General features: G+C 67.9%; 21 protein-coding genes and 2 pseudogenes. 8 read left to right on the top strand and 15 right to left on the bottom strand.

The window, feature by feature from the left end; all coding sequences use genetic code 11:
- Position 1: 1 nt before the first annotated feature.
- From QUV35_RS07235 to QUV35_RS07225, 3 genes are read left to right on the top strand one after another with little or no spacing between them, the layout of a single operon-like run.
- Entirely contained in the window at positions 2-1,429 is a 1,428-nt protein-coding gene (locus tag QUV35_RS07235) for a sigma-54 dependent transcriptional regulator (protein WP_300872053.1), read from the top strand.
- Positions 1,426-1,755, top strand: a complete 330-nt coding sequence (gene fliE / locus QUV35_RS07230; RefSeq protein ID WP_300872050.1) for a flagellar hook-basal body complex protein FliE — start codon at positions 1,426-1,428, stop codon at positions 1,753-1,755. Before QUV35_RS07235 ends, fliE begins: the two co-directional genes overlap by 4 nt.
- A gap of 40 nt (positions 1,756-1,795) precedes the next feature.
- Positions 1,796-2,002, top strand: coding sequence for a hypothetical protein (locus QUV35_RS07225; protein WP_300872046.1), 207 nt, complete (start codon positions 1,796-1,798; stop codon positions 2,000-2,002).
- Positions 2,003-2,052: 50 nt separating this feature from the next.
- Here the strand turns inward: QUV35_RS07225 and QUV35_RS07220 are convergent, their stop codons facing one another.
- From QUV35_RS07220 to QUV35_RS18905, 8 genes are all read right to left on the bottom strand, one after another.
- Positions 2,053-3,672 carry an FMN-binding glutamate synthase family protein gene (locus tag QUV35_RS07220; RefSeq protein WP_300872044.1) on the bottom strand — a complete coding sequence of 540 codons (1,620 nt, stop codon included), beginning with the start codon at positions 3,670-3,672 and terminating at the stop codon, positions 2,053-2,055.
- A 111-nt stretch (positions 3,673-3,783) separates the two neighbouring features.
- Entirely contained in the window at positions 3,784-4,134 is a 351-nt protein-coding gene (locus QUV35_RS07215; RefSeq protein ID WP_300872042.1) for an EscU/YscU/HrcU family type III secretion system export apparatus switch protein, read from the bottom strand.
- Positions 4,135-4,149: 15 nt separating this feature from the next.
- A complete protein-coding gene (locus QUV35_RS07210; RefSeq protein ID WP_300872040.1) occupies positions 4,150-5,193 on the bottom strand; it encodes a hypothetical protein in 1,044 nt (347 codons plus the stop codon).
- A gap of 43 nt (positions 5,194-5,236) precedes the next feature.
- Positions 5,237-5,647 (bottom strand): flagellar export chaperone FliS, encoded by a 411-nt coding sequence (gene fliS / locus QUV35_RS07205; protein ID WP_300872038.1) that lies wholly within the window; start codon positions 5,645-5,647, stop codon positions 5,237-5,239.
- A 90-nt stretch (positions 5,648-5,737) separates the two neighbouring features.
- Positions 5,738-7,135 (bottom strand): flagellar filament capping protein FliD, encoded by a 1,398-nt coding sequence (gene fliD, locus QUV35_RS07200; protein WP_300872035.1) that lies wholly within the window; start codon positions 7,133-7,135, stop codon positions 5,738-5,740.
- A gap of 72 nt (positions 7,136-7,207) precedes the next feature.
- Positions 7,208-7,600, bottom strand: a complete 393-nt coding sequence (locus QUV35_RS07195) for a flagellar protein FlaG (RefSeq protein WP_300872033.1) — start codon at positions 7,598-7,600, stop codon at positions 7,208-7,210.
- A gap of 101 nt (positions 7,601-7,701) precedes the next feature.
- The gene (locus QUV35_RS07190) at positions 7,702-8,955 is read right to left on the bottom strand and encodes a flagellin (protein ID WP_300872030.1); all 1,254 of its coding nucleotides are present in this window, start codon (positions 8,953-8,955) and stop codon (positions 7,702-7,704) included.
- Positions 8,956-9,108: 153 nt separating this feature from the next.
- Complete coding sequence (locus QUV35_RS18905) at positions 9,109-9,384, bottom strand: flagellin (RefSeq protein WP_366945408.1); 276 nt, start codon at positions 9,382-9,384, stop codon at positions 9,109-9,111.
- A gap of 96 nt (positions 9,385-9,480) precedes the next feature.
- On the opposite strand from QUV35_RS18905, the gene QUV35_RS18900 reads away from it, so the two are divergent.
- Complete coding sequence (locus tag QUV35_RS18900) at positions 9,481-9,816, top strand: pentapeptide repeat-containing protein (protein ID WP_366945407.1); 336 nt, start codon at positions 9,481-9,483, stop codon at positions 9,814-9,816.
- A gap of 534 nt (positions 9,817-10,350) precedes the next feature.
- On the opposite strand, the pseudogene QUV35_RS18895 reads toward QUV35_RS18900, so the two are convergent.
- The 3 genes and pseudogenes from QUV35_RS18895 to QUV35_RS07175 form a co-directional block, all read right to left on the bottom strand.
- Positions 10,351-10,761: pseudogene (locus tag QUV35_RS18895) on the bottom strand (flagellin FliC); the annotation flags it as partial.
- A 160-nt stretch (positions 10,762-10,921) separates the two neighbouring features.
- Positions 10,922-11,077, bottom strand: a pseudogene (locus QUV35_RS07180) (flagellin); the annotation flags it as partial.
- A gap of 49 nt (positions 11,078-11,126) precedes the next feature.
- The gene (locus QUV35_RS07175; protein ID WP_300872024.1) at positions 11,127-11,501 is read right to left on the bottom strand and encodes a hypothetical protein; all 375 of its coding nucleotides are present in this window, start codon (positions 11,499-11,501) and stop codon (positions 11,127-11,129) included.
- Positions 11,502-11,757: 256 nt separating this feature from the next.
- Here QUV35_RS07175 and flhA point away from each other — a divergent pair, with 256 nt between their 5' ends.
- The 4 genes from flhA to QUV35_RS07155 all read left to right on the top strand — a co-directional run bounded on the left by flhA (position 11,758) and on the right by QUV35_RS07155 (position 17,232).
- Positions 11,758-13,839 (top strand): flagellar biosynthesis protein FlhA, encoded by a 2,082-nt coding sequence (gene flhA, locus QUV35_RS07170; protein WP_300872021.1) that lies wholly within the window; start codon positions 11,758-11,760, stop codon positions 13,837-13,839.
- Between the two features lie 63 nt (positions 13,840-13,902).
- Positions 13,903-15,585: a flagellar biosynthesis protein FlhF gene (gene flhF, locus QUV35_RS07165; RefSeq protein ID WP_300872018.1), complete on the top strand. Its 1,683-nt coding sequence runs from the start codon at positions 13,903-13,905 to the stop codon at positions 15,583-15,585.
- On the top strand, positions 15,582-16,508 hold the full coding sequence (locus QUV35_RS07160) for a hypothetical protein (RefSeq protein WP_300872016.1): 927 nt from the start codon (positions 15,582-15,584) through the stop codon (positions 16,506-16,508). Before flhF ends, QUV35_RS07160 begins: the two co-directional genes overlap by 4 nt.
- A 4-nt stretch (positions 16,509-16,512) precedes the next feature.
- Entirely contained in the window at positions 16,513-17,232 is a 720-nt protein-coding gene (locus QUV35_RS07155) for a sigma-70 family RNA polymerase sigma factor (RefSeq protein WP_300872013.1), read from the top strand.
- Here the strand turns inward: QUV35_RS07155 and QUV35_RS07150 are convergent.
- The 4 genes from QUV35_RS07150 to QUV35_RS07135 are packed head-to-tail and all read right to left on the bottom strand — an operon-like array spanning position 17,218 to position 20,163.
- The gene (locus QUV35_RS07150) at positions 17,218-17,640 is read right to left on the bottom strand and encodes a hypothetical protein (RefSeq protein WP_300872010.1); all 423 of its coding nucleotides are present in this window, start codon (positions 17,638-17,640) and stop codon (positions 17,218-17,220) included. The two genes, QUV35_RS07155 and QUV35_RS07150, sit on opposite strands and share 15 nt — an antisense overlap.
- Positions 17,641-17,642: 2 nt before the next feature.
- The gene (locus tag QUV35_RS07145; protein ID WP_300872007.1) at positions 17,643-17,966 is read right to left on the bottom strand and encodes a flagellar biosynthesis anti-sigma factor FlgM; all 324 of its coding nucleotides are present in this window, start codon (positions 17,964-17,966) and stop codon (positions 17,643-17,645) included.
- Positions 17,967-17,977: 11 nt separating this feature from the next.
- Entirely contained in the window at positions 17,978-18,691 is a 714-nt protein-coding gene (flgA, locus tag QUV35_RS07140) for a flagellar basal body P-ring formation chaperone FlgA (RefSeq protein WP_300872004.1), read from the bottom strand.
- Positions 18,688-20,163 (bottom strand): hypothetical protein, encoded by a 1,476-nt coding sequence (locus QUV35_RS07135; protein WP_300872001.1) that lies wholly within the window; start codon positions 20,161-20,163, stop codon positions 18,688-18,690. The genes flgA and QUV35_RS07135 overlap by 4 nt, the downstream gene beginning before the upstream one ends.

Genomic DNA, 20,163 nt, shown 5'->3' with positions numbered 1-20,163 from the left:
CATGAGCACCCACACCCACCTGCTGCTCGTCGAAGACGACACCGACCTGCGGGTCGCCCTCGAATCGGCCTTGTGCCGCGCCGATTGCAAGGTCACGGCGGTGGCCTCGGCCGAGGCGGGGCTGGCGGTGCTCCAGCACACCCACGCCGACCTGGTGGTCTCCGACATCCGCCTGCCCGGCATGGACGGCATGGCGCTGTTGCAGGAGATCCGGGAGCGCCGCGCCGACCTGCCCGTGGTGCTCATGACGGCGCACGCCGACGCGATGCTGGCGATCCAGGCCCTCAAGGCGGGTGCCAGCGAGCTGCTGCTCAAACCCTTCCGGGTCGACCAGCTGCTGGAGGCGGTTTCGCGCCACGCCTCGGTGGGGCGCGCCGGCCGGCCCGACAGTGGCCTGCTCGCCTGCGACCCCCTGATGCAGGTGGTGGTGGCTCGGGCCGAGCGGGGCGCCCGCGCCAACGCCAGCGTGCTGCTGACCGGCGAGTCCGGCACCGGCAAGGAGGTCATGGCCCGCCACATCCACCTGAACTCGCCGCGCGCCCAGCAGAGCTTTGTGGCCATCAACTGCGCCGCCATTCCGGAAACGCTGCTCGAATCCACCCTGTTCGGGCACGAAAAAGGGGCCTTCACCGGCGCCAGCAAACAGCAGGCCGGCAAGTTCGAGCAGGCCCACGGTGGCACGCTGTTTCTTGACGAGATCGGTGAAATGCCGGTGGAAACCCAGGCCAAGCTGCTGCGGGTGCTGCAGGAGCGCTGCGTGGAGCGCGTCGGTGGTCACCGGGCCATTGCGGTGGACATCCGCCTGATTGCCGCCACCAACCGCGACCTGGCCCAGGCCGTCTCGATGGGCCGCTTTCGCGAAGACCTGTACTACCGGCTGGCGGTGTTTCCCATTCAGCTGCCCACCCTGCGCGAGCGCCCGGGCGACATCGTTCCGCTGGCCCGCCGTTTTGTGGAGCGCTACGCCCTCACCTTCGGCTTCGGGCCCACCCAGCTCTCTGAAGCCGCTGAAGCCGCCCTGATGCAGCACAGCTGGCCCGGCAATGTGCGCGAACTCGAAAACACGGTGCAGCGCGCCCTGCTGCTGGCCGACGCCGGGCCGCTGGAGCCGGTGCACCTGGAGCTGCCCACGACCCCGGCCACGGAATGGCCAGAACCTGCGGCCAACCCCGTTGCCGGCAGCCTGGCCGAGCGCAGCACCCTGCCCAGCATGCCCCAGCCGGTGCGCCCAGCCAACGTGCGCGATGTCGAGCGCGAACACATCCTGTCGGTGCTGGAACGCGTGCAGGGCAACCGGCGCGAGGCCATTGCCATTCTGGGCATTTCCGAACGCGCGCTGCGCTACAAGCTCAAGGCCTACCGCGAGCAAGGCGCACTCGGCGCCACCGACACACCCCCACACAGCCACCTCAGCGGAGCCGCCCCATGAACATCAACAGCGTTGAATCGATCCTCAACCGCATGGAAGCGCTGGAACGCGCCTCGCGCGCCGAAGTTTCGCCCGCCGGCGCCACGCCTTCCAGCGGCGGCGGTGTGGATTTCGCCGCCATGCTGCGCGACGCCGTGCGCGGCGTGAACGCCGAGCAGAACACGGCCTATGCCCAGGCCCAGGCCTTCCAGACCGGCGACCGCAGCATGTCCATCGAGCAGGTGATGATTTCCATGCAGCAATCGGCGCTCTCGTTCCAGGGGCTGGTGGCGGTGCGCAACAAGCTGCTGGAGGCCTACCGCGAAATCAGCAGCCTGCAGGTCTGACATCTGTTTCGCGGTCTCACCGCCCTCCACAGGAGCCGCCATGGCACATCTCCCGGTATCCCGCAGCCAACCCGTGGTGCACTACCTGCCGCCGGGGGCCACGCAGCCGGTCACGGCACGCGTCACCGGTTTTCACCGCAGCCTGGACGGCTGTGAGTCGGTGACCCTGCTCACCCTGGGTGGCGACGAGGCCACGCACCACCTCACGCTGGACGAGCTGAAATCGCGGCGCACCGACCTCGGCTGAGCCGGGCCACCCTGCCCCGCGCCGGCCGCCTCGGCCAGCAAGCAAGGCCCTCAGGCCAGGCCGAACCGGTCGGCGTGCGCCTGTGGCCAGTAGGTGGTGAACACCGCGTGCTGACCCGTCAGGTCGTGCAGCAAGGCGCCGGGCAGGGTTTCGGGCAGCAGGTTGGCCAGCAGGCGGACTTCGTTCTGGCTCACGCGGCGCACGAGATGGTGGGCGGTGATTTCGCCAGGGTGTTGCAGCCCGGCGGCCTGGATGAGTTCGTGCAGCGCCATGAGCGTGCGCTGGTGGAACTGAAACACCCGCTCGGCCTTGTCCGGCACCACCAGCGCCTGCTGGCGCACCGGGTCTTGCGTGGTCACGCCCGTGGGGCATTGGCCGGTGTGGCAGGTCTGGGCCTGGATGCAGCCCAGCGCAAACATGAAGCCGCGCGCGCTGTTGCACCAGTCGGCACCGATGGCCATGGCGCGCACGATGTCGAAAGCGCTGACGATCTTGCCCGCGCAGCCCAGTTTGATGCGGTCGCGCAGGTTCACGCCCACCAGCGTGTTGTGCACCAGGCGCAGGCCTTCCTGCAGCGGCGCGCCCACGTGGTCGGCGAATTCGAGCGGTGCTGCGCCGGTGCCACCTTCGGCGCCGTCGACCACGATGAAGTCGGGCGTGATGCCGGTTTCCAGCATGGCCTTGGCCATCGCGAACCATTCCCAGGGGTGGCCGATGCACAGCTTGAAGCCCACCGGCTTGCCGCCCGAGAGTTCGCGCAGGCGCGCGATGAAGTGCATGAGCTCGATGGGCGTGGAGAACGCCGTGTGCGCAGCGGGCGAGACGCAGTCCTGGCCCACGATCACACCGCGCGCGGCGGCGATCTCGAGCGTGACCTTCGGGCCGGGCAGCACACCACCGTGCCCGGGTTTGGCGCCCTGGCTGAGCTTGATCTCGATCATCTTCACCTGCACGTCCATCGCGTTGGCCGTGAAGCGGTCGGGGCAGAAGTGGCCGCTTTCGTCGCGGCAGCCGAAATAGCCCGAACCGATCTCCCAGATCAGGTCGCCGCCGTGCAGGCGGTGGTACGCCGAGATCGAGCCTTCACCGGTGTCGTGCGCGAAGCCGCCGCGTTTGGCACCGGAATTCAGCGCCTGGATCGCGTTGGCCGAGAGCGCGCCGAAGCTCATGGCCGAGATGTTGAACACACTGGCCTCGTACGGCTGCGCACAGCCGGCGCCGCCGATGGTGAGCCGGAAGTCGTGCGAGGCGATCAGGCTGGGCGCCATCGAATGGTTGATCCACTCGTGGCCCGACACGTTCTGGTCCAGCTGCGTGCCGAAGGGGCGCTTGTCGGTCTCGCCCTTGGCCCGTGCATAGGCCAGGCTGCGCTGGCTGCGCGAGAACGGCGTGGCCTCAACGTCGCTCTCCAGAAAATACTGCCGGATCTCGGGGCGGATCTTCTCCAGCATGAAGCGCAGGTGGCCAATGATGGGGTAGTTGCGCAGCACCGAACTTTTGGTTTGCCCGATGTCGTGAATGCCCACCACCGTCAGACCGGCGAACAGCAGGAACCAGAGGCCCCCGACGCCGAACGTCACCACATTGAACAGGCTGAGCAGCGCCAGCAGCCCACACAGGGCAAGAGCCGTGTAGCGCACGGGGTAGAGGGCGTTGAGGCGATCGAGCATGTGAAATGAACTCCTGAGTGAACAAGGCCACGAACCGTGCAGACACGGCATGCCGTGTCTGATTTGCCTTTTTTTTAAGCGCCGGCCGCAGCGCCAGCAGGGCTGCGGGTCTCACGACTTTCCAGCCTGCTTGTCCACAGCCTGGGGCACAGTTTGTGGGGGTAAGGTGATGCCTTGTCCACCGCGCGCTTCGGCCTCGCGGGCGTCCACGCTGTAGGCCCACACCAGCACCTGGGCCACCACCGCGTAGAGGTCGGGCGGAATCACGTGGTTGAGCTCCAGCTTCATGAGCAGCTGCAGCAGCTCGGGCGCGGTGTTCAGCGGCACGCCGGCGGCCTGCGCCCGGTCAATCAGGGCTTGCGCCATGTAACCCTCGCCCTTGGCCACCACGCGCGGCGCCATGGCGTTGGCCTCGTAGCGCAGGGCCACGGCTTGCCGGTGGTGGGTGGGAGGGGTGGCCACCAGCAATGCCCGGGTTCAGGCGGGGTTGGCGCCGCGCGCCTGCAGGGCCAGGTCCACCGGCGGGTTGGCCAGCGGGGCGAGCGCGGTCTGCAGGTCGGCCAGTGCAGCCTCGAAGCGCGCCGCATGGGGCGCGGCGGGCAACAGCCGCACCGTCATCTGCCCGGCCACCTGCTGCGCCAGCACCACCAGCGGGCCGGTGCCCGGCAGCAGCAGTTCGAGCCGCAGCGCGGTGCCCGGCAGCAGGCGCCCGGGCTGGGCCGGGTCTTCCTGCCACAGGTCTTCGCGCTCCAGTTGCAGCGGCACACCGGGCGTGAGTTCACCGCGCCACTGCAGCTGCCCGTGCAGCAGCAACTGCAAGGCCTGCTGCGCGCGCTCGGCGGGCTGGGCCAGCGCCGTTGCGGCCATGGCCGCTGCCGGTGCAGCCGCCTCGTGGGCCAGCGGCAGCAGCGCGGTGGCAGGCGCCTCTGCCGCCTCGGGCGCCGCCAGCGCAGCACCCGGCGCCGGCAATCCCGCCGCAGCGGTTGAAGCCATTGGCCCCGTACCACCCCACGGGCTTTGCGCCAGCGCGGCCAGCGCCTGCGGCGTGCGCGGGTTGGCCGCGAACAGCGCCGACTGGCCCAGCGCCTCGCGCAGGCGCAGCAGCGCGCTGGCCGGCTCGTCGGCCACCGGCTGCCCGGCCTCGGGCCAGTTCACCACCGGTGGGGCGCCCTCGCCCCCCTCGGTCACGCCCAGCGCCTGCAGCAACTGGAGCAGCTGCGTGAGCTGCGGCGCCACCGCAGCGGCGCGGTTGTTGGGCAGGGCCCGCAGCGCGGGCAACACCTCTTGCGCTGCTGCCCCGCTGCTGCCCACCACACCGCCCCGGGCCAGCTCGGCCTTGAGGCGGGCGGCATCGGCCGCGTCGGTGTTCACCGGCAGCGCGGCGGCACGGGGGTTTTGCGGGTCCACCGGCATCATGGGCCCCACGCCCACCACCGGCTGGGTGGCGCCCACGGCGGGTGTGGGCGCCACACGCGCCGGCCCCGGGTCCACCCCGCCACCCGGTGGCAACACCGGAAACATGGCGCCTCAGCCCCGGGGCGCGCCGCTGCTCACGCCGCCCCCGTCATGAGGCCAGTACCCGGCCCGCTGCCGCGTCTTGCCGAATGAAGGCCCAGCCTTCGCGCAGCTCGGCCAGCAGGCCCGCCACCTCGCGCAGGGCCACCACGTCGCGCCAGAGGTTGGCGTGCAGCAGGCGGCGCACACAGTAGGCGTACACCCGGCCCAGGTTCACCGCCACGTCGCCGCCGCGTTCGTGGTCGAGCGCGGCCACCAGGCCTTGTTCAATCAGGTCCACCACCTGCTGCACCAGCTCGCCGAGTTCGGCGCGCCGGTTGGCGGCAATCGCGGCTTCGGCCATCAGCAGCTTGTCGCCAATGCGGTCGTAGACCAGGATCACCAGCTCGATCGGGTCGCGGCCGGTCACGGCCCCCACGTTGTTCACGGTCTGGTAGCGCGCGCGTGCTCTGCTCAGCATGGGGAAACTCCAGCGTCAAAAAGAGAGGGGGAAAAGGAATCGGTCATGTCATCGGGCTTCGGTCAAGTGGCTCGGTTCAGTTGGCCCAGGTCATTTGTTGGCCTCGTTCTGCGCCTTGATCGAATCGAGCGCACCCTGCAGCGCGGTGCTGGTCTGCTGCATGCCGGTGAGCATGGCGTCGAGCCGGGCGTATTGCGCGGTGTAGCGCGCCTGCTTGGACACCAGCCGCCCGCTCACGGTGTCGCGCTGGTCGTTCAGGCTGTCCACCATGCTCTCGCCGCTGGTTTTGCCACTGGCCAGCAAGCCACCGGTGAGCACCGAGCTGCGTACATAGGCCAGCAGGCTTTGGGTGCCGGTGGCCGGGCGCACGCTGGTGCCGTTGGCCAGAATGGTGCCCAGCGTGCCTTCAAGCGCGGTGGTGAGTTCCGCGCTGTCCACCTTGAGCGTGCCGTCGGCCGCGGTGGTGATGCCCGCGTTGTAGAAGCGCACGTTGTTGCCAGCGCCGTCGTTGAAGCCGCCGTCGATCATGGCGCGAACCTGGCCCATGAAGTTGTGCAGCGTCTGGTCGCCCGAGAGCGGGCCGCGCAGCGAAGCATCTGCATTGCTGCGGGTGAGCGATTTGTAGAGCGTGTAGGCCTCGTTGTAAGCGGTCACCACCGCATTCACCGCCGAGGCGGCCTTGGAATTGCTGGTGCCCACGCTCACGCTGGCGCTGGAGGCGCTGTCCCAGTCGGCTGCGCTCACCGGTTGGTTCAGCGTCAGGGTCACGCCGCTCAGGATGTCGCTGAAGGTGTTGCTGGAGCGGCTGTAGTCGATGCCGTTGACGCGGATCGCCGCATCGGTGGCCGACTGGGGCTCGCTGGTGGTGGTGTTGTCCAGGCTGCCGGCCACACCGGTGCTGGTGGGCGTGAAACCGGTGCTGAAGGCCTGGTCTGCGCCCACGCTGTCGCTGGTGAGCAGCAGGCTCCAGCCGGTGTCGGTCTGCTGCACCACGGAGGCGCTCACGCCGGCATCGCTCTCGTTGATGGCGGCCGCCAGTTCGGTCAGCGTCATGCCCGCCGTCACCGCCACCGCAGTGACCGCGCTGGTGGCCGTGTTGGTGAGGTTGAAGGCACCGGCCTCGGTGCTCACGCTGTCGGCAGCCGAGCCGAAGCCGCTCACCAGCGTTTGCTGGGCCAGCGCGCTCTGCTTGACCTGCACCGCCAGCGTGGCCGCGTCGGCGCTGGTGGTCGCGGCCACCGTCACCAGCGCACTGTTGCTCGAGGTGGTGGTGCGTGCGGTGAAACTGCTGGCCGTGCCCAAGGTGTCCAGCGCGGTCTGCAGCGCGCTGGCCTTGGCCATGAAGCTGCCCAGCGCCGACACCTTGGTGTTCACCGCGCTGATGCGCTTGTCGATCTTGGTCAGCGCGAGGTTTTCAACCTCCATCAGGCCGCTGACGATGCTGACGACGTCCAGCACGCTGGTGCCGGTGGCTGCAATGGTGGCCATGGAAAACTCGCTTTCAACAATTCAAAGACCGGGCAAGGCCCGATCGGTCCAATTCTTCAGCGGCCAGGCCGCTCAGGCGCGCTGGTTCACCAGCACGCTCTGCATGTAATCAACCGCGCGCGCAATGCGCAGCGTTTCTTCGGCGGGCAGTTGTCGCACCACCTCGCCGTTTTCAGGGTTCAGCACCCGCAGCACGTTGTCGCCGGTGGTGGGGTCCACGCTGAAGTCCAGCGAGCGGCCCACCGACTTCACGAACGACTCGATGTGCTTGGCGGCCTGCACCACCGCTTCGCGGCTGGGCTTGGCCACCTCGTCGGCGGTGACGATCATGGTGGGCGGCGGCTTGGCGCCCACCGGCTCGCTGGGCACCGGGGTCGCTTGGGCGGCGCGGTCGCCACGGGCGGGCAAAGTGCCGGCGGACTGCAGCAGCGGCGCCGGCGTGGATGCGGGGTTCACAGACGACATGACAACTCTCCAGATTCAACAACAAAAGCCGGGGTGCCAGGCACCCCGGCCACAGGCCACCAGCCCACACAGGCCGGCAGCCGGTTCCTCACGTCAAACCATCACTTCAGCAGCGACAGCACAGCGTTTGGCATCTGGTTGGCTTGCGCCAGCATGGCCGTGGCGGCCTGCTGCATCACCTGGTTCTTCGACAGTGCCGCGGTCTCGGCGGCGTAGTCGGTGTCCATGATGCGGCTCATCGACGCGGTCAGGTTTTCTGCCTGGACCTGCAGGTTGGCGATGTTGCTGTCCAGGCGGTTGCTCATGGCACCTAGTTCCGAACGGTAGCCGGAAATGGTGTCAATGGCGCTGTCGATGAGGTCGGTCAGATCGCCAAAATCGTCTGAGGTGCCACTCGAAATGATCTGGTCGATCCCGGTGTCCAGACTATTGAAATTACCGAGTGCGTCATCGTCGATACTGACATTTTTAAACAGCGAACCAATGTCGTTCGTATCGTCGCCGGCATCTGTTCCAAGCTGGAACTGCAGGCCGGTCGCACTGGCGGCGGCTACGTAGTCGACTGAATAGGTGGTGCTTGTAACCGCAGCAGTACCATCGATGGCGGTACCGACAGTGGGAACTGTTGCGTTCGTAATGGTAGCGGTGTTGACAGAGAGCCCTGCGGTTGTTTGGGTGATCTTGAGACTTGAGCCCGCACCGTCGAACGCGGCGGTGGCGCCGGCACTTACATTACTAAGCGCAGTGTTAAGGGCGGCCAGGGTTGTAGCGCTATCGGTGGTGAACGCCGCACTGAAGTTTACTCCACCAATCGAACCGGTAATAGTGTCGCCCGCAACAAAAGCCGTAGCGGAGAAAGTCACACTACCTGCGGTTGCGGCCGAGCTAGTGGTAGTCGTTGACGTGCCCACCTGGGAGGTGCCCGCATCGATCGAACCGTCCAGCAAACCCTTGCCGTTGAAGGTGGTGCGCGTGGCGACCTGGTTGACTTCGCTGCGCAGCGCATCGATCTCCGTGGCGATGTAGCTACGCTGGGTGGCGTCCAGCGAGTCGTTGTTGCCTTGGGTGGCCAGTTCGCGCATGCGCTGCAGCATGCTCGAAACTTCCTGCATGCCGCCTTCTGCGGTCTGCACCATCGAGATCGCGTCGTTGGCATTGCGGGCCGACACGTTGGCGCCGGTGATCTGCGCCTGCAACTTTTGCGAAATGCCCAGGCCGGCGGCGTCGTCTTTGGCGCTGTTGATGCGCAGGCCCGACGACAGGCGCTGGACCGATTGGGTCAGATCGGTTTGTGAAGTGGACAGATTGCGCTGGGCAATCAGCGAAGCGTTGTTGGTGTTGATGACCGATGCCATGGAATGCTCCAAATGGGTTGAGGGTGTGGGGCGCCCTGCACATTCAGAACACCCACATGAAACTAGACGGACCTGGGCGGCGAAGTGTTTAGCGCAAAGTTGCGAAAACTAAAAAAACTTGCTGCAGGCAGGCTGCTGGCCCGCGTCAGCCCCTCACTGCAACAACGTCAACACGGCGTTGGGCATCTGGTTGGCTTGCGCCAGCATGGCCGTGGCGGCCTGTTGCATCACCTGGTTCTTCGACAGCGTTGCCGTCTCGGCGGCGTAATCTGCGTCGGTGATGCGGCTCATCGACGCGCTCAGGTTTTCCGACTGGCTTTGCAGGTTGGCGATGTTGTGGCCCAGGCGGTTGCTCATGGCGCCCAGGTTCGAGCGGAAGTCTGCGATGGTGGCAATCGCTGTGTCCACCGTGGCGGTGAGTGAGCCCATCTCGGCTGCGGTGGCGCCATCGGTGGTCAGGGCGTTGATGGTCGTGTTCAAGCCGTCAAAGTTGCTGCCGTTTTCGGCGGTGTCGATCTTGACGTTTTGGAACAGGGCGCCGATGTCGGCCGTGTCGTCGGCGCCGGCTGCGCCCACCTGGAATCGCAGGTCGACGGCAGTGCCGGCCACAGCAGCAGTACCAACCTGCGCAGTACCAACCTGCGCAGTACCGACCTGGGCGGTACCAACCTGGGCAGTACCCACCTGTGCGGTGCCTACCTGGGCAGTACCCACCTGGGCTGTCCCGACCTGGGCGGTGCCAACCTGCGCAGTACCGACCTGGTCCGTTCCACTGCTGACGTATGCCGTGTTGTTATAAAAATCGGGCGTCTCAGGCGACAAGTCGACATTCAAGAATCGAGTGGTCAGCAAGGAGGATGAAGATGAACCCGTGAGGATTGCAGTGATCACCAAAGACCCGGCGTTCACAGAAGCCACTGCGGTCTGACGAAAGTCAACGGAGGCATTGCTGTCTGATGCAGCTTGGGTTGCATCAGTGCCCGTTAAAGTAACTATCCGTATTGGATCATTTCCGACCGAAACGTATATTTCATCGCCAGGAGTCGACGAAAAGTTGGCATAGGTTGCAACACTGGGTGTGCCAGCCTGGTAGTCGGCAGAGGCAGCCTGGTAGTCCGCCGAAGCAGCCTGGTAGTCCGCCGAGGCAGCCTGGTAGTCCCCCGAGGCAGCCTGGTAGTCCGCCGAGGCAGCCTGGTAGTCCGCCGAGGCAGCCTGGTAGTCCGCCGAGGCAGCCTGGTAGTTGGCCGAGGCAGCCTGGTAGTCCGACGAGGCGGCTTGGTAATTCGCCGAGGCAGCCTGGTAGTCGGCCGAGGCAGCCTGGTAGTCCGACGAGGCGGCTTGGTAGTCCGCCGAGGCAGCCGTGCCCGCGAGGCCACCACTGATGGATCCGTTCAGCAGCGACTTGCCATTGAAGGTGGTTCGTGTGCCCACCTGGTTGATCTCGCTGCGCAGCGCGTTGATTTCGGTCGTGATGTAACCGCGCTGCAGGGTGTCGAGCGAATCGTTGTTGCCCTGGGTGGCCAGTTGGCGCATGCGTTGCAGCATGCTTGAGACCTCCTGCATGCCGCCTTCTGCCGTCGACACCATGGAGATGGCGTCATTGGCGTTGCGGGCTGCCACCCTGGCGCCGGTGATCTGAGCCTGCAGCTTTTGCGAACTGCCCAGGCCAGCAGCGTCGTCTTTGGCGCTCTGGATGCGCATGCCCGACGACAGACGCTTGACCGAGGTGGCCAGCGCCGACTGCGAGGTCGACAGCTTGCGCTGGGCGACCAGGGACGCATTGTTGGTGTTGATGACGGATGCCACGTAATCCCTGTGCGCAGCAGGGACGCGATGCAGACTGCACCGCCAACCCCTCTACTGGCTATTTGACGGACATCGGCGACGAAGTGTTTAGCGCGGCGCGGTGACAGCCCACCCTGGCACTGACGCACACGCTGCGCAGGCCGCGGCCCGCGTCAGCCCCTCACTGCAACAACGTCAACACGGCGTTGGGCATCTGGTTGGCCTGCGCCAGCATGGCCGTGGCGGCCTGTTGCATCACCTGGTTCTTGGAGAGCGTGGCCGTCTCTGCCGCGTGGTCGGTGTCCATGATGCGGCTCATGAATGCACTCAGGTTTTCCTGCTGGGTTTGCTGCGCAGGGAAATGTCTGGTGCTGACGTGCGTGGCGTCAGCCAGCCTGGTCAGCGACGTCGGCGACGTCGGCGACGTCGGCGACGTCGTCCACACTCAGTCCGTACCGTTGCATCAGGCCCAGTATTTCCGCAATGGCCGCTGCCCTCTCGGCCTCCACGTCGCGCTCGAAAGAGGCGAAGAACGCGCCTGCGGCGCTCAGCAGCGAATGGAATCGCTGGTCCGTCAGCGGCTCGCGCTTCTCGGGCGGGTGGGCTTTCGCAGCGACGCCGCGGTCTGCCTTCGTTTGGGCACTCCGATGCACAGAACCCGCTGCCACCGCAACCCTGGCTGGAACCAGGCCCGCCGTGCTGGCCGTGGCGGGCTTTGGTCGGCGTGACTGGCCAGAAAACGGCGCGTTGAGACGGGTCATGGCTGGGATTTTGGCAGGGTCGGCGGGTGAAGGGTCTGGGTTTGGAGCGGCCGGGCAATGCCAATGAAGCGCACAACCTGACAACGGTGCGCCCACTGCACATCAAGCAGCCCCTGCAACGGCATTCGCGACTATACTGCCAATGACATTTTAAGTAATTTAGTCATTTAAATCACTTTACTGGCAACTTCTGGGGCGAACGCGCTCCCGCACCGCCGCCCGGGCAGGCGCCGTTCACACCCTCCACCCGTCACGCATGGCCACTTCCCGCCTGGGCGCATTCCGCCTGAACCTGCCACTGGCTTCATCGGCTGCGCCCATCCTGGTGCTGATGGTGCTGGGCATGATGCTGCTGCCGCTGCCGCCGCTGGCGCTTGATTTGCTGTTCACCTTCAACATCGGGGTGTCGATGCTGGTGCTGCTCTCGGCCTTGAGCATGCGCAGCTTCAAGGACTTCGTGGCCTTCCCCTCGATCCTGCTCATGACCACGCTGCTGCGCCTGTCGCTCAACGTGGCCTCCACCCGCGTGGTGTTGATGGAGGGCCACACCGGCCCAGGCGCGGCCGGCCATGTGATCGAGTCGTTTGCCGAATTCCTGGTGGGTGGCAACTACGCGGTGGGCGTGGTGGTGTTCCTGATCCTGACCATCATCAACTTCGTGGTGATCACCAAGGGCGCGGGCCGGGTGGCCGAGGTGGCGGCCCGCTTTGCGCTGGACGCCATGCCCGGCAAACAGATGGCGATCGACGCCGACCTGAACACCGGTGCGATTCGCGAAGACGAGGCGCGCAAGCGCCGCGCCGAGGTGGGCCAGGAGGCGGACTTCTTCGGCTCGATGGACGGCGCCTCCAAGTTCGTGCGCGGCGACGCGGTGGTGGGCATTCTCATTCTGCTGATCAACCTCATTGGTGGCGTGGCGGTGGGCATGTTCCAGCACGGGCTGGACTTCGGCAGCGCCCTGCAGACCTATGCCACGCTGGCGGTGGGCGACGGCCTGGTGGCCCAGGTGCCGGCGCTGATCATCTCCACCGCGGCCGGCATTGTGGTCACGCGGGTCAGCACCGACCAGGACTTCTCGGCCCAGCTCGGCGACCAGCTCGCCGGCGGTGCCCAGTCGTTCTTCATGGTGGGCGGCATCCTGTTCCTGCTGGGCGTGATTCCGGGCATGCCGCACATGGCGTTTCTGGGCTTTGGCCTGTTGTTCGCCGGACTGGGCTGGGTCATTTCGCAGCGCAAGACGGTGGCCGACGCCAAAGCCACCGCCGCGCTGGCCAAGCCGGCCACCGCCAGCGGCGAGGTCGACTGGAACGACGTGCCGGTGATCGAGCCGCTCTGCCTGGAGCTGCCCTACCGGCTCATTTCGCTGGTGGACGCGGGCGACGAGAGCGACCTGATCAAACGCATTCGTGCGATCCGCAAGAAGTTCGTGGGCGAGGTGGGTTTTCTCATTCCCTCGGTGCACATTCGGGACAACCTGCAACTGCCGGCCGAGGTGTACCGTTTTCTGCTCTACGGCGCCGAGGTGGCGCGCGGCCAGGTGCTGCCCGACCGGCTGCTGGCGATCGAGCCGCCCGGCCAGCACACCCCGGTGGAAGGCATTGCGGTGCGCGACCCCACCTACGGCATGCCGGCGCTGTGGATCACGCGCGAGCGGCGCGCTGCGGCCATGACGGCGGGCTACACGGTGGTGGAGCCCGCGGTGGTGATCACCACCCACCTCGACCAGCTGATTGCCCAGTACGCCCACGAGCTGCTGGGCCGCCAGGAAACCCACGAGCTGATCGACCACTTCAAGACGCGGTTCCCGAAGCTGGTGGAAGAGACCATCCCGAAGCTGGTGCAGCCGGCCCAGCTGCAGCGCGTGATGCAGCTGCTGCTGGAAGAAGGTGTCACGGTGCGCGACCTGCGCACGGTGCTGGAGATCACGGCCGAGCAGCTGGCGCGCAACGCGCAGCCGGTGGACATCGTGGCGCCCATGCGCCACGCCCTGCGCCGCCAGATCGTGCAAGACGTGTTTGGTGATGCCACCGAGTACCGCGTGGCCGGCGTGCAGCCCGACTTCGAGCGGCTGATCGACCAGGCGGTGGGCGAAGCCGCGGTGGCGCCCGACGGCGCGCTCGAGCCCAACCTGGTGCGCCGCTTTCTCGAAGAAGCCGGCGCTGCCGTGGACGAGCTGGAAACCCTGGGCCATGCGCCGGTGCTGTTGTGCGGGCTGCGCTCGCGGCTCACCCTGTCGCGCCTGCTGCGCCGGGTGCGCCCGCAGGCGGTGGTGCTGGCGATGTCGGAGCTGCCACCCACGGCCAAGCTGCAGTTCCAGCGCGTGATCTGCCAACGCTGAACGAGCCACCTGCCCGCCCGCCTTCCCGTTCAACCCGATACCCGAACCCGCAGAACCTGAACCATGAGCGCTCAACGATTCCAGGCACCGACCACCATCGAGGCGCTGCGGCGCATCAAGGCCGAGCTGGGCCCGGACGCGGTGGTGCTCTCCAGCAACGACGTGCCCAGCGGGGTGGAGATCGTGGCCATTGCGGCCGCCGACCTCGTGACCCTGAAACCCGCACCGGCCCCGGCACCCCAGCCAGCGGCCCAGGAGCCCCCGGCCAGCGGCATCAGCCAGCGCTGGGCCAACCGGCTGGCGCAAGACAACGCCGCGCCCGACCTGCCCCTTGAGCGCCCCCCCGTGAGCCAGACGGCGGTGCGCCGTGCCATTCGTGACCTGCCGCCGCGCGACGAAGCCGAACTGGCCGCTCTCTACAACCAGCGCATGCCGCAGCCCGCGAGCCGCCCCGAGACCACCGAGGCGCCCTGGCGCAGCGGACTGGCCGCTTCAACCACGGCCAGCCCCGTTCCGGTGCGCGTGCCCTTCCCCACCCCGGCGGCGCCCTCCCCGGCCCCGGTGCAGGTTCGCACACCGGAGCTGCCGCGCATGCCGGCACCGTTGACACGGCGGCCAGCCGCCCCCGTGCCGGTGGCCGCACCGCCAATGGTCGTGGCGCAACCCGCGCCCGTCCCGAAGGCCAGTGCCGCAGCCACCATTGCCCGGGCAACCGCACCCGTGCCGCCACCCCAGAAGATCCAGCAGCCTTCCCTGCCGCCCGCTCCCGCCGTGCCCGACCCGGCCGTGACCGGCCTCACGGCCCAGATGAGCGAGATGAAGGCCATGCTCTCGGGCCACCTGGCCGCCAACATGTGGAGTTCGCTGCAGCAGGAAGCGCCGGCGCGCGCGCTGCTGACCCGGCGCCTGCTCAACGCAGGGCTGTCTTCGCAGGTGATCGCCCAGATGCTGGCAGAGCTGCCGGCCGAGGACACGCTCGATGCGCTGCTGGTGCATGCCCACCGCTGGGTGCAGGCGCGCCTGGAAACGCGCGACGCCTTTGCGCTGTTCGACCAGGGCGGTGTGTATGCCTTTCTCGGCCCCACCGGCGTGGGCAAGACCACCACGGTGGCCAAGATCGCGGCGCGCTGCGTGTTGCGCTACGGCCGCCAGCAGGTGGCGCTGCTGACCACCGACACCTACCGGATCGGCGCTCAGGAACAGCTCAAGGTATTCGCGCGCATCCTCGGCCTGCCGGTGGTCTCGCTGCGCGACAGCGAAGACCTGCAGACCCAGCTGGCCGATCTCTCCAAACGCAAGGTGGTGCTGCTCGACACCGCCGGCGTGGGCCAGCGCGACACCATGATGCTGGAGCAGCTGGAGATGATTCGCGAAGGCTGCGCCGATGTGCACCGGGTGCTGGTGATGAGTGCGACCACCTCCACCCGCACGCTCGACGACGTGGTCGAAGCCCACCAGAACGCGCTGGGCGAGCACAACATCGACGCGGCCATCGTGACCAAGATGGACGAAGGCATGAGCCTGGCGCCGGCCATGGACTGCGTGATGCGCCACCGCCTGCCGCTGCTGTTTCTGGCCAACGGCCAGCGCGTGCCCGAAGACCTGTTCACCGCCGATGCGGCCTACCTGGCCCACCGCACGGTCAGCCCGCGCGGACGCGACGCCGGCGACACCGATGTCTCCCACATTCCCGCCCTGATGGCCGACGAGATGTCGACCTGGACCGAGCACCTGAAGAAGCCATGACACCACTGCAGGAAAACCCCACCGACGCCAGCGAACCGGCTGGCCCTTCCAGCCCCTTCGAGGCTTCTTCCGCCCCCCTGGTGGCCGGGCCTGCACCACACGCACCAGTTGCACCAGACGCAGAGGAGCCCGACACCACGCAGCCCAGCGGCATTGCGCGCAACCAGGCTGACGGCCTGCGCACCCTGTTCGGCCAGCGCGAGCCGGTGGTGTTCTGCGTGGCCAGTGCGCTCTCGCCCGACGCCACGGTGGCGCTGGGCCTGGGCACCGCGCACGCGCTGCGCCGCCGCGGGCACCTCACGCTGCTGGTGGACGAGGTGCCGCTGTTCGAGCGCCAGTCGCTCACCACGCCGTTTCCGGTGCGCTACGACCTGGGCCAGGTGTTCGGCGGCGATGTGGCCTTGAACCGGGCGCTGCGCAAGGTGATGGACAACCTCTGGTTCGCCTCGGGCGTGCGGGTGCGCGCGGCGGTGGACAGCAAACGCGCGCGCGGCCCGTCGCTGGTGCGCATGCTGCAGGGCACCGAGATGGACTTTGACGTGGTGGTGGTGGCCACCTGCGAGCCCTTTGGCAGCACCATGCGCTGCTACGGCCACCAGATCCACCGCCTGATGGTGGTGGGCACCGACGACGCTTCGCTGACCCGGGGCCTGTCGCACGTGCGCGAGCTGTCCATCATGAGCGGCGGCGAAGCCGTGCCGGTGATGGTGGTGGGCGGCCAGGACGCCGACAGCGCCCAGCAGGCCTTCCAGCGGCTGGAGGCGGCTTCCATGGACCTGCTGGAGCAGCCGCTGGAGTGGCTGGGGTGGTTTCGCGCCGCCAGCACCAGCGCCTTTGGCGACAGCCCGCTGGCCGGCGACTTTCTGCCGATCTCGATGTACCAGCTGCTGGCCCGCCACATGGCCGAACAGACCACGGCCTGAGGCCATGAGCCTGCAACACGCCCGCAAGGCGGTGGCCTATGGCGCCGCCCTGGCCAACGATCTGGTGGTTGAACACGCCCCGCTGGCGCGCCGCCTGGCGCACCAGATCGCCTCGCGCATGCCGGCGTCGATCGAGGTGGACGACCTGATCCAGGAGGGCATGCTGGGCCTGCTCGACGCCGCGCGGCGCTGGCAACCGCAGCCCGACGGCGCGCCGTTTGCGGTGTATGCGCGCCTGCGCATCCGCGGCGCCATTTACGACTGGCTGCGCGGCAACGACCTGCTGCCGCGCCACCAGCGGGGCAAGCTGCGCGCAGCGCAAGAGGCCATCACCGAGCTCTCGCACACGCTGGGGCGCGAGCCCGAAGACAGCGAGGTGGCCGACTCACTGGGCCTCTCGATCACGCAGTACCACACGCTGCTCGAAGGCGCGGTGTCGATCGCGGTGGTGGACGAGATCGCCGAGACCGACGAGCCGGTGGCCGACCACAACAGCGACCCGTTCGAGCAGGCCTCGGTGCGCGAGACCCTGCAGCAACTGCAGCCCCTGCTGGCGCGGCTGGCGGTGAAGGAACAGCAGGTGCTGGCGCTTCATTACACGGAACACTTGAGCTACCGGGAAATCGCGCAGGTGCTGGACCTCACGCCGGGGCGCATCAGCCAGCTGCACACGCAGGCCATGCTGCGGCTGCGTGGCTGGCTGGCCGGATCAGGCGCGCCGTGACAGCTGTGAGCCGGTGACCGGCGCCAGCCCGGGCGCGTAGGTGGCGCCTTCGCTGCCCGCGAGGTGAAAGGCCTGCAGCGCGGCAATGCGCTGGGTGGTCACGCGGATCAGTTCACCGCTGGTGCGGTGGTTGAGCTGGATATGGCGAAGCTGAGACAGGGCCGCCTGGCGCGCTTCGTCAGGCAGCGCTTGCACGCCGGCCACAAAGCCCGCCACCCCACCGGCCCATTGCTCCATGCGGCCAAAGGTGGCCTCGAGTTCGCTGTTGAGCGGCGCCAGCTGGTCGAGCTGCCCGCCTTCGAGCGCGCTGCGCTGGCGCGCCAGCACACCGGCGAGTTCGTTCAGCAGTTCGGTGACGGCCTCAACACCCGCGGGCGCGACAGTGGGTGCAGACAGCTGGATGGCCATGCTCAGCGCCGCCGGCCGATGGATTGCAAGGCGTCTTCCACCAGCGAGCGGGCCAGGCTGCCGTAGTCGATGTGGAACTCGCCGGCTTCAATGCGGGCCTTCAAGACCGAGAGCAGCTCCTTGTCGCTGGGGTCCTGGTCGGCCAGCGACACGGCAGCGGCCAGGCTGCCCGCTGCGGCGCTGGACACCTGCACATTGGCCGCCGGTGCTGCCGGTGCGGTGGGCGGCGTGCCCGGGCGAGACGCCTGTGCATCGACGCGCGCGGTGGCCACCCGCTCGGCGGCCGCGGCAGGCACCGGTGTGCCACTGAGTTGTCGAAGGTTCATGAAAGGCCCCGTTAAAGTCGTATCGTTACTTCGCCGCTGCTCACCACCTCGGCAGTGATCTGTTTCCCGTCGGCCATTTTCACCCGGATGCTGTCTCCGGCCCCACCGTTTTGCTGGGCCACGCCCTCGCTCAGGATCTCGAAGGTGCTGCCCAGCAGCCGCACGGAAACGCGATCGCCTGACCTGATGACGGTTGCCGCGCGCAAAACGTTTAGCGCGATGGCACTGCCCTCGCGCAACGGCCGCGAAATTTCCCGCCCGACCACCTCGTCCAGCCGGGTGGCGGCACCGGCCGGCTCCACCGAAAAGTCCACCTCCACCAGCCGCAGGTCGGCGGGCTGAAGCACCGTGCCGCTGGCCAGCGCCCGCTGCGCCTGCACCACCTGGCCCAGGCGCTGCACCTTGGCCGTGACCGTCCAGCGCCAGACCGGCTGCGAACACTGCAGCTGGACACGAACCCGGCCACGCCAGACGGCCTGCAACGGCCCGGCCACACGCAGACCGCTGCGGCACGGGGGCGGTGCCGGCTCGTCGGGCGAAAACTCCAGCACCGTGCGCACGCCCGCGGAAACCTGCTGCGCTTCGGCATGGGTCTCGATGAGGCTTTGCCAGCCCGACGGTCCGCGGGTCTGCGCATGACCCGGCAGCGCAGCCCAGAGGCCGGCGCACAGGGCTGCCCAGGCGCACACCAGCCAGAGGCGGGAAGACAGCTGGCTGCGCATCATGTGAATTCGGTCAGCTGGTACTGATCGCCGCCGTGCACCGCCTGCGGAACCAGCAAGGGCATGAGACGGCCGCTGTCGTCCGCCACCAGCGCGTCCCAGCCGGGCGGGCAGGGCCAGTGTTCCGGCGAAGGCAGTTCAAAGCGCCAGACCTCGGAAATCCCTGTGGGCGTCGTGAAGCTGGCCATGCCGGAGCGCAGCGGGAAGTCGGCTTCCAGCGCACCGAGCCGAAGGGCGAGTGACCCGCCGCGAGCCTCGCCGTCGATGGCCAAAGACGAATGGACCTCATCGGCCACCCAGGCTTCGAACTGCAGGGCATGAACCGCCAGCGGCCCGGCGTCGGTTTCGATCACGACCACGCTGAGCAGATCGGTGTCGGCCGGCACCGTCAGGCGCCAGCCGGCCGGGCTGGCGTCGATGCGCCCCCCGCAGTGGCCAATGGCCTTGCTGGCGGCCCACATGCCGTTGGCCGACGAGCTGGAGACTTCCACGTCGATGCACACCAGGGCGGCATCGACGGCCCGCGGCTCGGCCCGGCTCACCGACAAGTGCTCGAACGCCACCCCGAGTGCCCCGAGCGAGAGCAAGGAGGCCGACACCGGCGTGGCCAGAGGCACCGGGCCGATCTGGCTGGCGGCCATCCGCAGGCCCCGCAGCAGTTGCCTCACCTCTTCGCCCAGCGAGGTCTTGTCGGCACCGGCTGGCAACCGGTTCAGCCCGGCGTGCAGCCGGCGTGCCTGCGCCAGCACGGTCACCCGCTGCGGGTTCTCGAATCCGAACACCTCGAGCGCCCGTGGTGATGAAAAGCCGGCACCCGGCGGCAGCGGCAGGAACAGGTCGTCAGCGCCATCGCTGACCTCGGGCACCATGTCGCCCGGGGACAACGGGTCTGGCAGATCCGCATCGAGTTCGTCCGGCATCGTCGCTGCGAACCCGTCATCAGGCTGCAAGCCCGGCTCACCCACCTCGGGCCCGGCCTCCAGGGGTGAGGGCTCGGTGGGCACGAAGTCGTCCGGTGCTTCGACACCATCGCCGGGCGCCTCGCTGGCGGGCTCGGCGGGCTCCACGGGCGTGGGCTCGTCGGGAGCAACGGCGGCGGTGACAGGCGCCTCACCGCCGTATTCGGCCAGCCACATGGCGGCGAAATCGCTGCCGTCGTCCTTCAGCTTCTTGTGGCGCAGTTCCTCGATCAGGTCGTTCAGGCGCGCGGCCAGCGTGGCGGCGGCGGCACGGCCCGTGTCGGTGTCCAGCGGCGCCCCGGGGTCGCGCAGGCGCAACGAGAGGCGCTGCGAACAGACGGCGTAGTGGTTCAGCCCGAGTGTTCGCAACAGTTCACCCAGCGCATCGGCGGCACTGGCGGCGGCGCTGAGCGAACTGGCGGTGCCGGCCTGGCGGCCACGCGCATGGCGCTGCAACTCGCTGATGAGATGCGCGGCATCGATCAAAAACAACTCGTTCACATCATCCAGCAGCAC

Source organism: Hydrogenophaga sp., from assembly GCF_030373225.1.
GTDB lineage: Bacteria > Pseudomonadota > Gammaproteobacteria > Burkholderiales > Burkholderiaceae_C > Hydrogenophaga.
Note: the sequence above shows the minus strand (reverse complement) of the source record. Positions and strands in the feature narration are given on the sequence as shown.

Excerpts from the sequence above, each read along its gene's own strand:
- QUV35_RS07235 (WP_300872053.1), top strand. The coding sequence starts at position 2 with ATGAGCACCCACACCCACCTGCTGCTCGTCGAAGACGACACCGACCTG.
- fliE (WP_300872050.1), top strand. The coding sequence starts at position 1,426 with ATGAACATCAACAGCGTTGAATCGATCCTCAACCGCATGGAAGCGCTG.
- QUV35_RS07225 (WP_300872046.1), top strand. The coding sequence starts at position 1,796 with ATGGCACATCTCCCGGTATCCCGCAGCCAACCCGTGGTGCACTACCTG.
- QUV35_RS07220 (WP_300872044.1), bottom strand. The coding sequence starts at position 3,672 with ATGCTCGATCGCCTCAACGCCCTCTACCCCGTGCGCTACACGGCTCTT.
- QUV35_RS07210 (WP_300872040.1), bottom strand. The coding sequence starts at position 5,193 with ATGTTTCCGGTGTTGCCACCGGGTGGCGGGGTGGACCCGGGGCCGGCG.
- fliS (WP_300872038.1), bottom strand. The coding sequence starts at position 5,647 with ATGCTGAGCAGAGCACGCGCGCGCTACCAGACCGTGAACAACGTGGGG.
- fliD (WP_300872035.1), bottom strand. The coding sequence starts at position 7,135 with ATGGCCACCATTGCAGCCACCGGCACCAGCGTGCTGGACGTCGTCAGC.
- QUV35_RS07195 (WP_300872033.1), bottom strand. The coding sequence starts at position 7,600 with ATGTCGTCTGTGAACCCCGCATCCACGCCGGCGCCGCTGCTGCAGTCC.
- QUV35_RS07190 (WP_300872030.1), bottom strand. The coding sequence starts at position 8,955 with ATGGCATCGGTCATCAACACCAACAACGCTTCGCTGATTGCCCAGCGC.
- QUV35_RS18905 (WP_366945408.1), bottom strand. The coding sequence starts at position 9,384 with ATGGGCTCACTCACCGCCACGGTGGACACAGCGATTGCCACCATCGCA.
- QUV35_RS07175 (WP_300872024.1), bottom strand. The coding sequence starts at position 11,501 with ATGACCCGTCTCAACGCGCCGTTTTCTGGCCAGTCACGCCGACCAAAG.
- flhA (WP_300872021.1), top strand. The coding sequence starts at position 11,758 with ATGGCCACTTCCCGCCTGGGCGCATTCCGCCTGAACCTGCCACTGGCT.
- flhF (WP_300872018.1), top strand. The coding sequence starts at position 13,903 with ATGAGCGCTCAACGATTCCAGGCACCGACCACCATCGAGGCGCTGCGG.
- QUV35_RS07160 (WP_300872016.1), top strand. The coding sequence starts at position 15,582 with ATGACACCACTGCAGGAAAACCCCACCGACGCCAGCGAACCGGCTGGC.
- QUV35_RS07155 (WP_300872013.1), top strand. The coding sequence starts at position 16,513 with ATGAGCCTGCAACACGCCCGCAAGGCGGTGGCCTATGGCGCCGCCCTG.
- QUV35_RS07150 (WP_300872010.1), bottom strand. The coding sequence starts at position 17,640 with ATGGCCATCCAGCTGTCTGCACCCACTGTCGCGCCCGCGGGTGTTGAG.
- QUV35_RS07145 (WP_300872007.1), bottom strand. The coding sequence starts at position 17,966 with ATGAACCTTCGACAACTCAGTGGCACACCGGTGCCTGCCGCGGCCGCC.
- flgA (WP_300872004.1), bottom strand. The coding sequence starts at position 18,691 with ATGATGCGCAGCCAGCTGTCTTCCCGCCTCTGGCTGGTGTGCGCCTGG.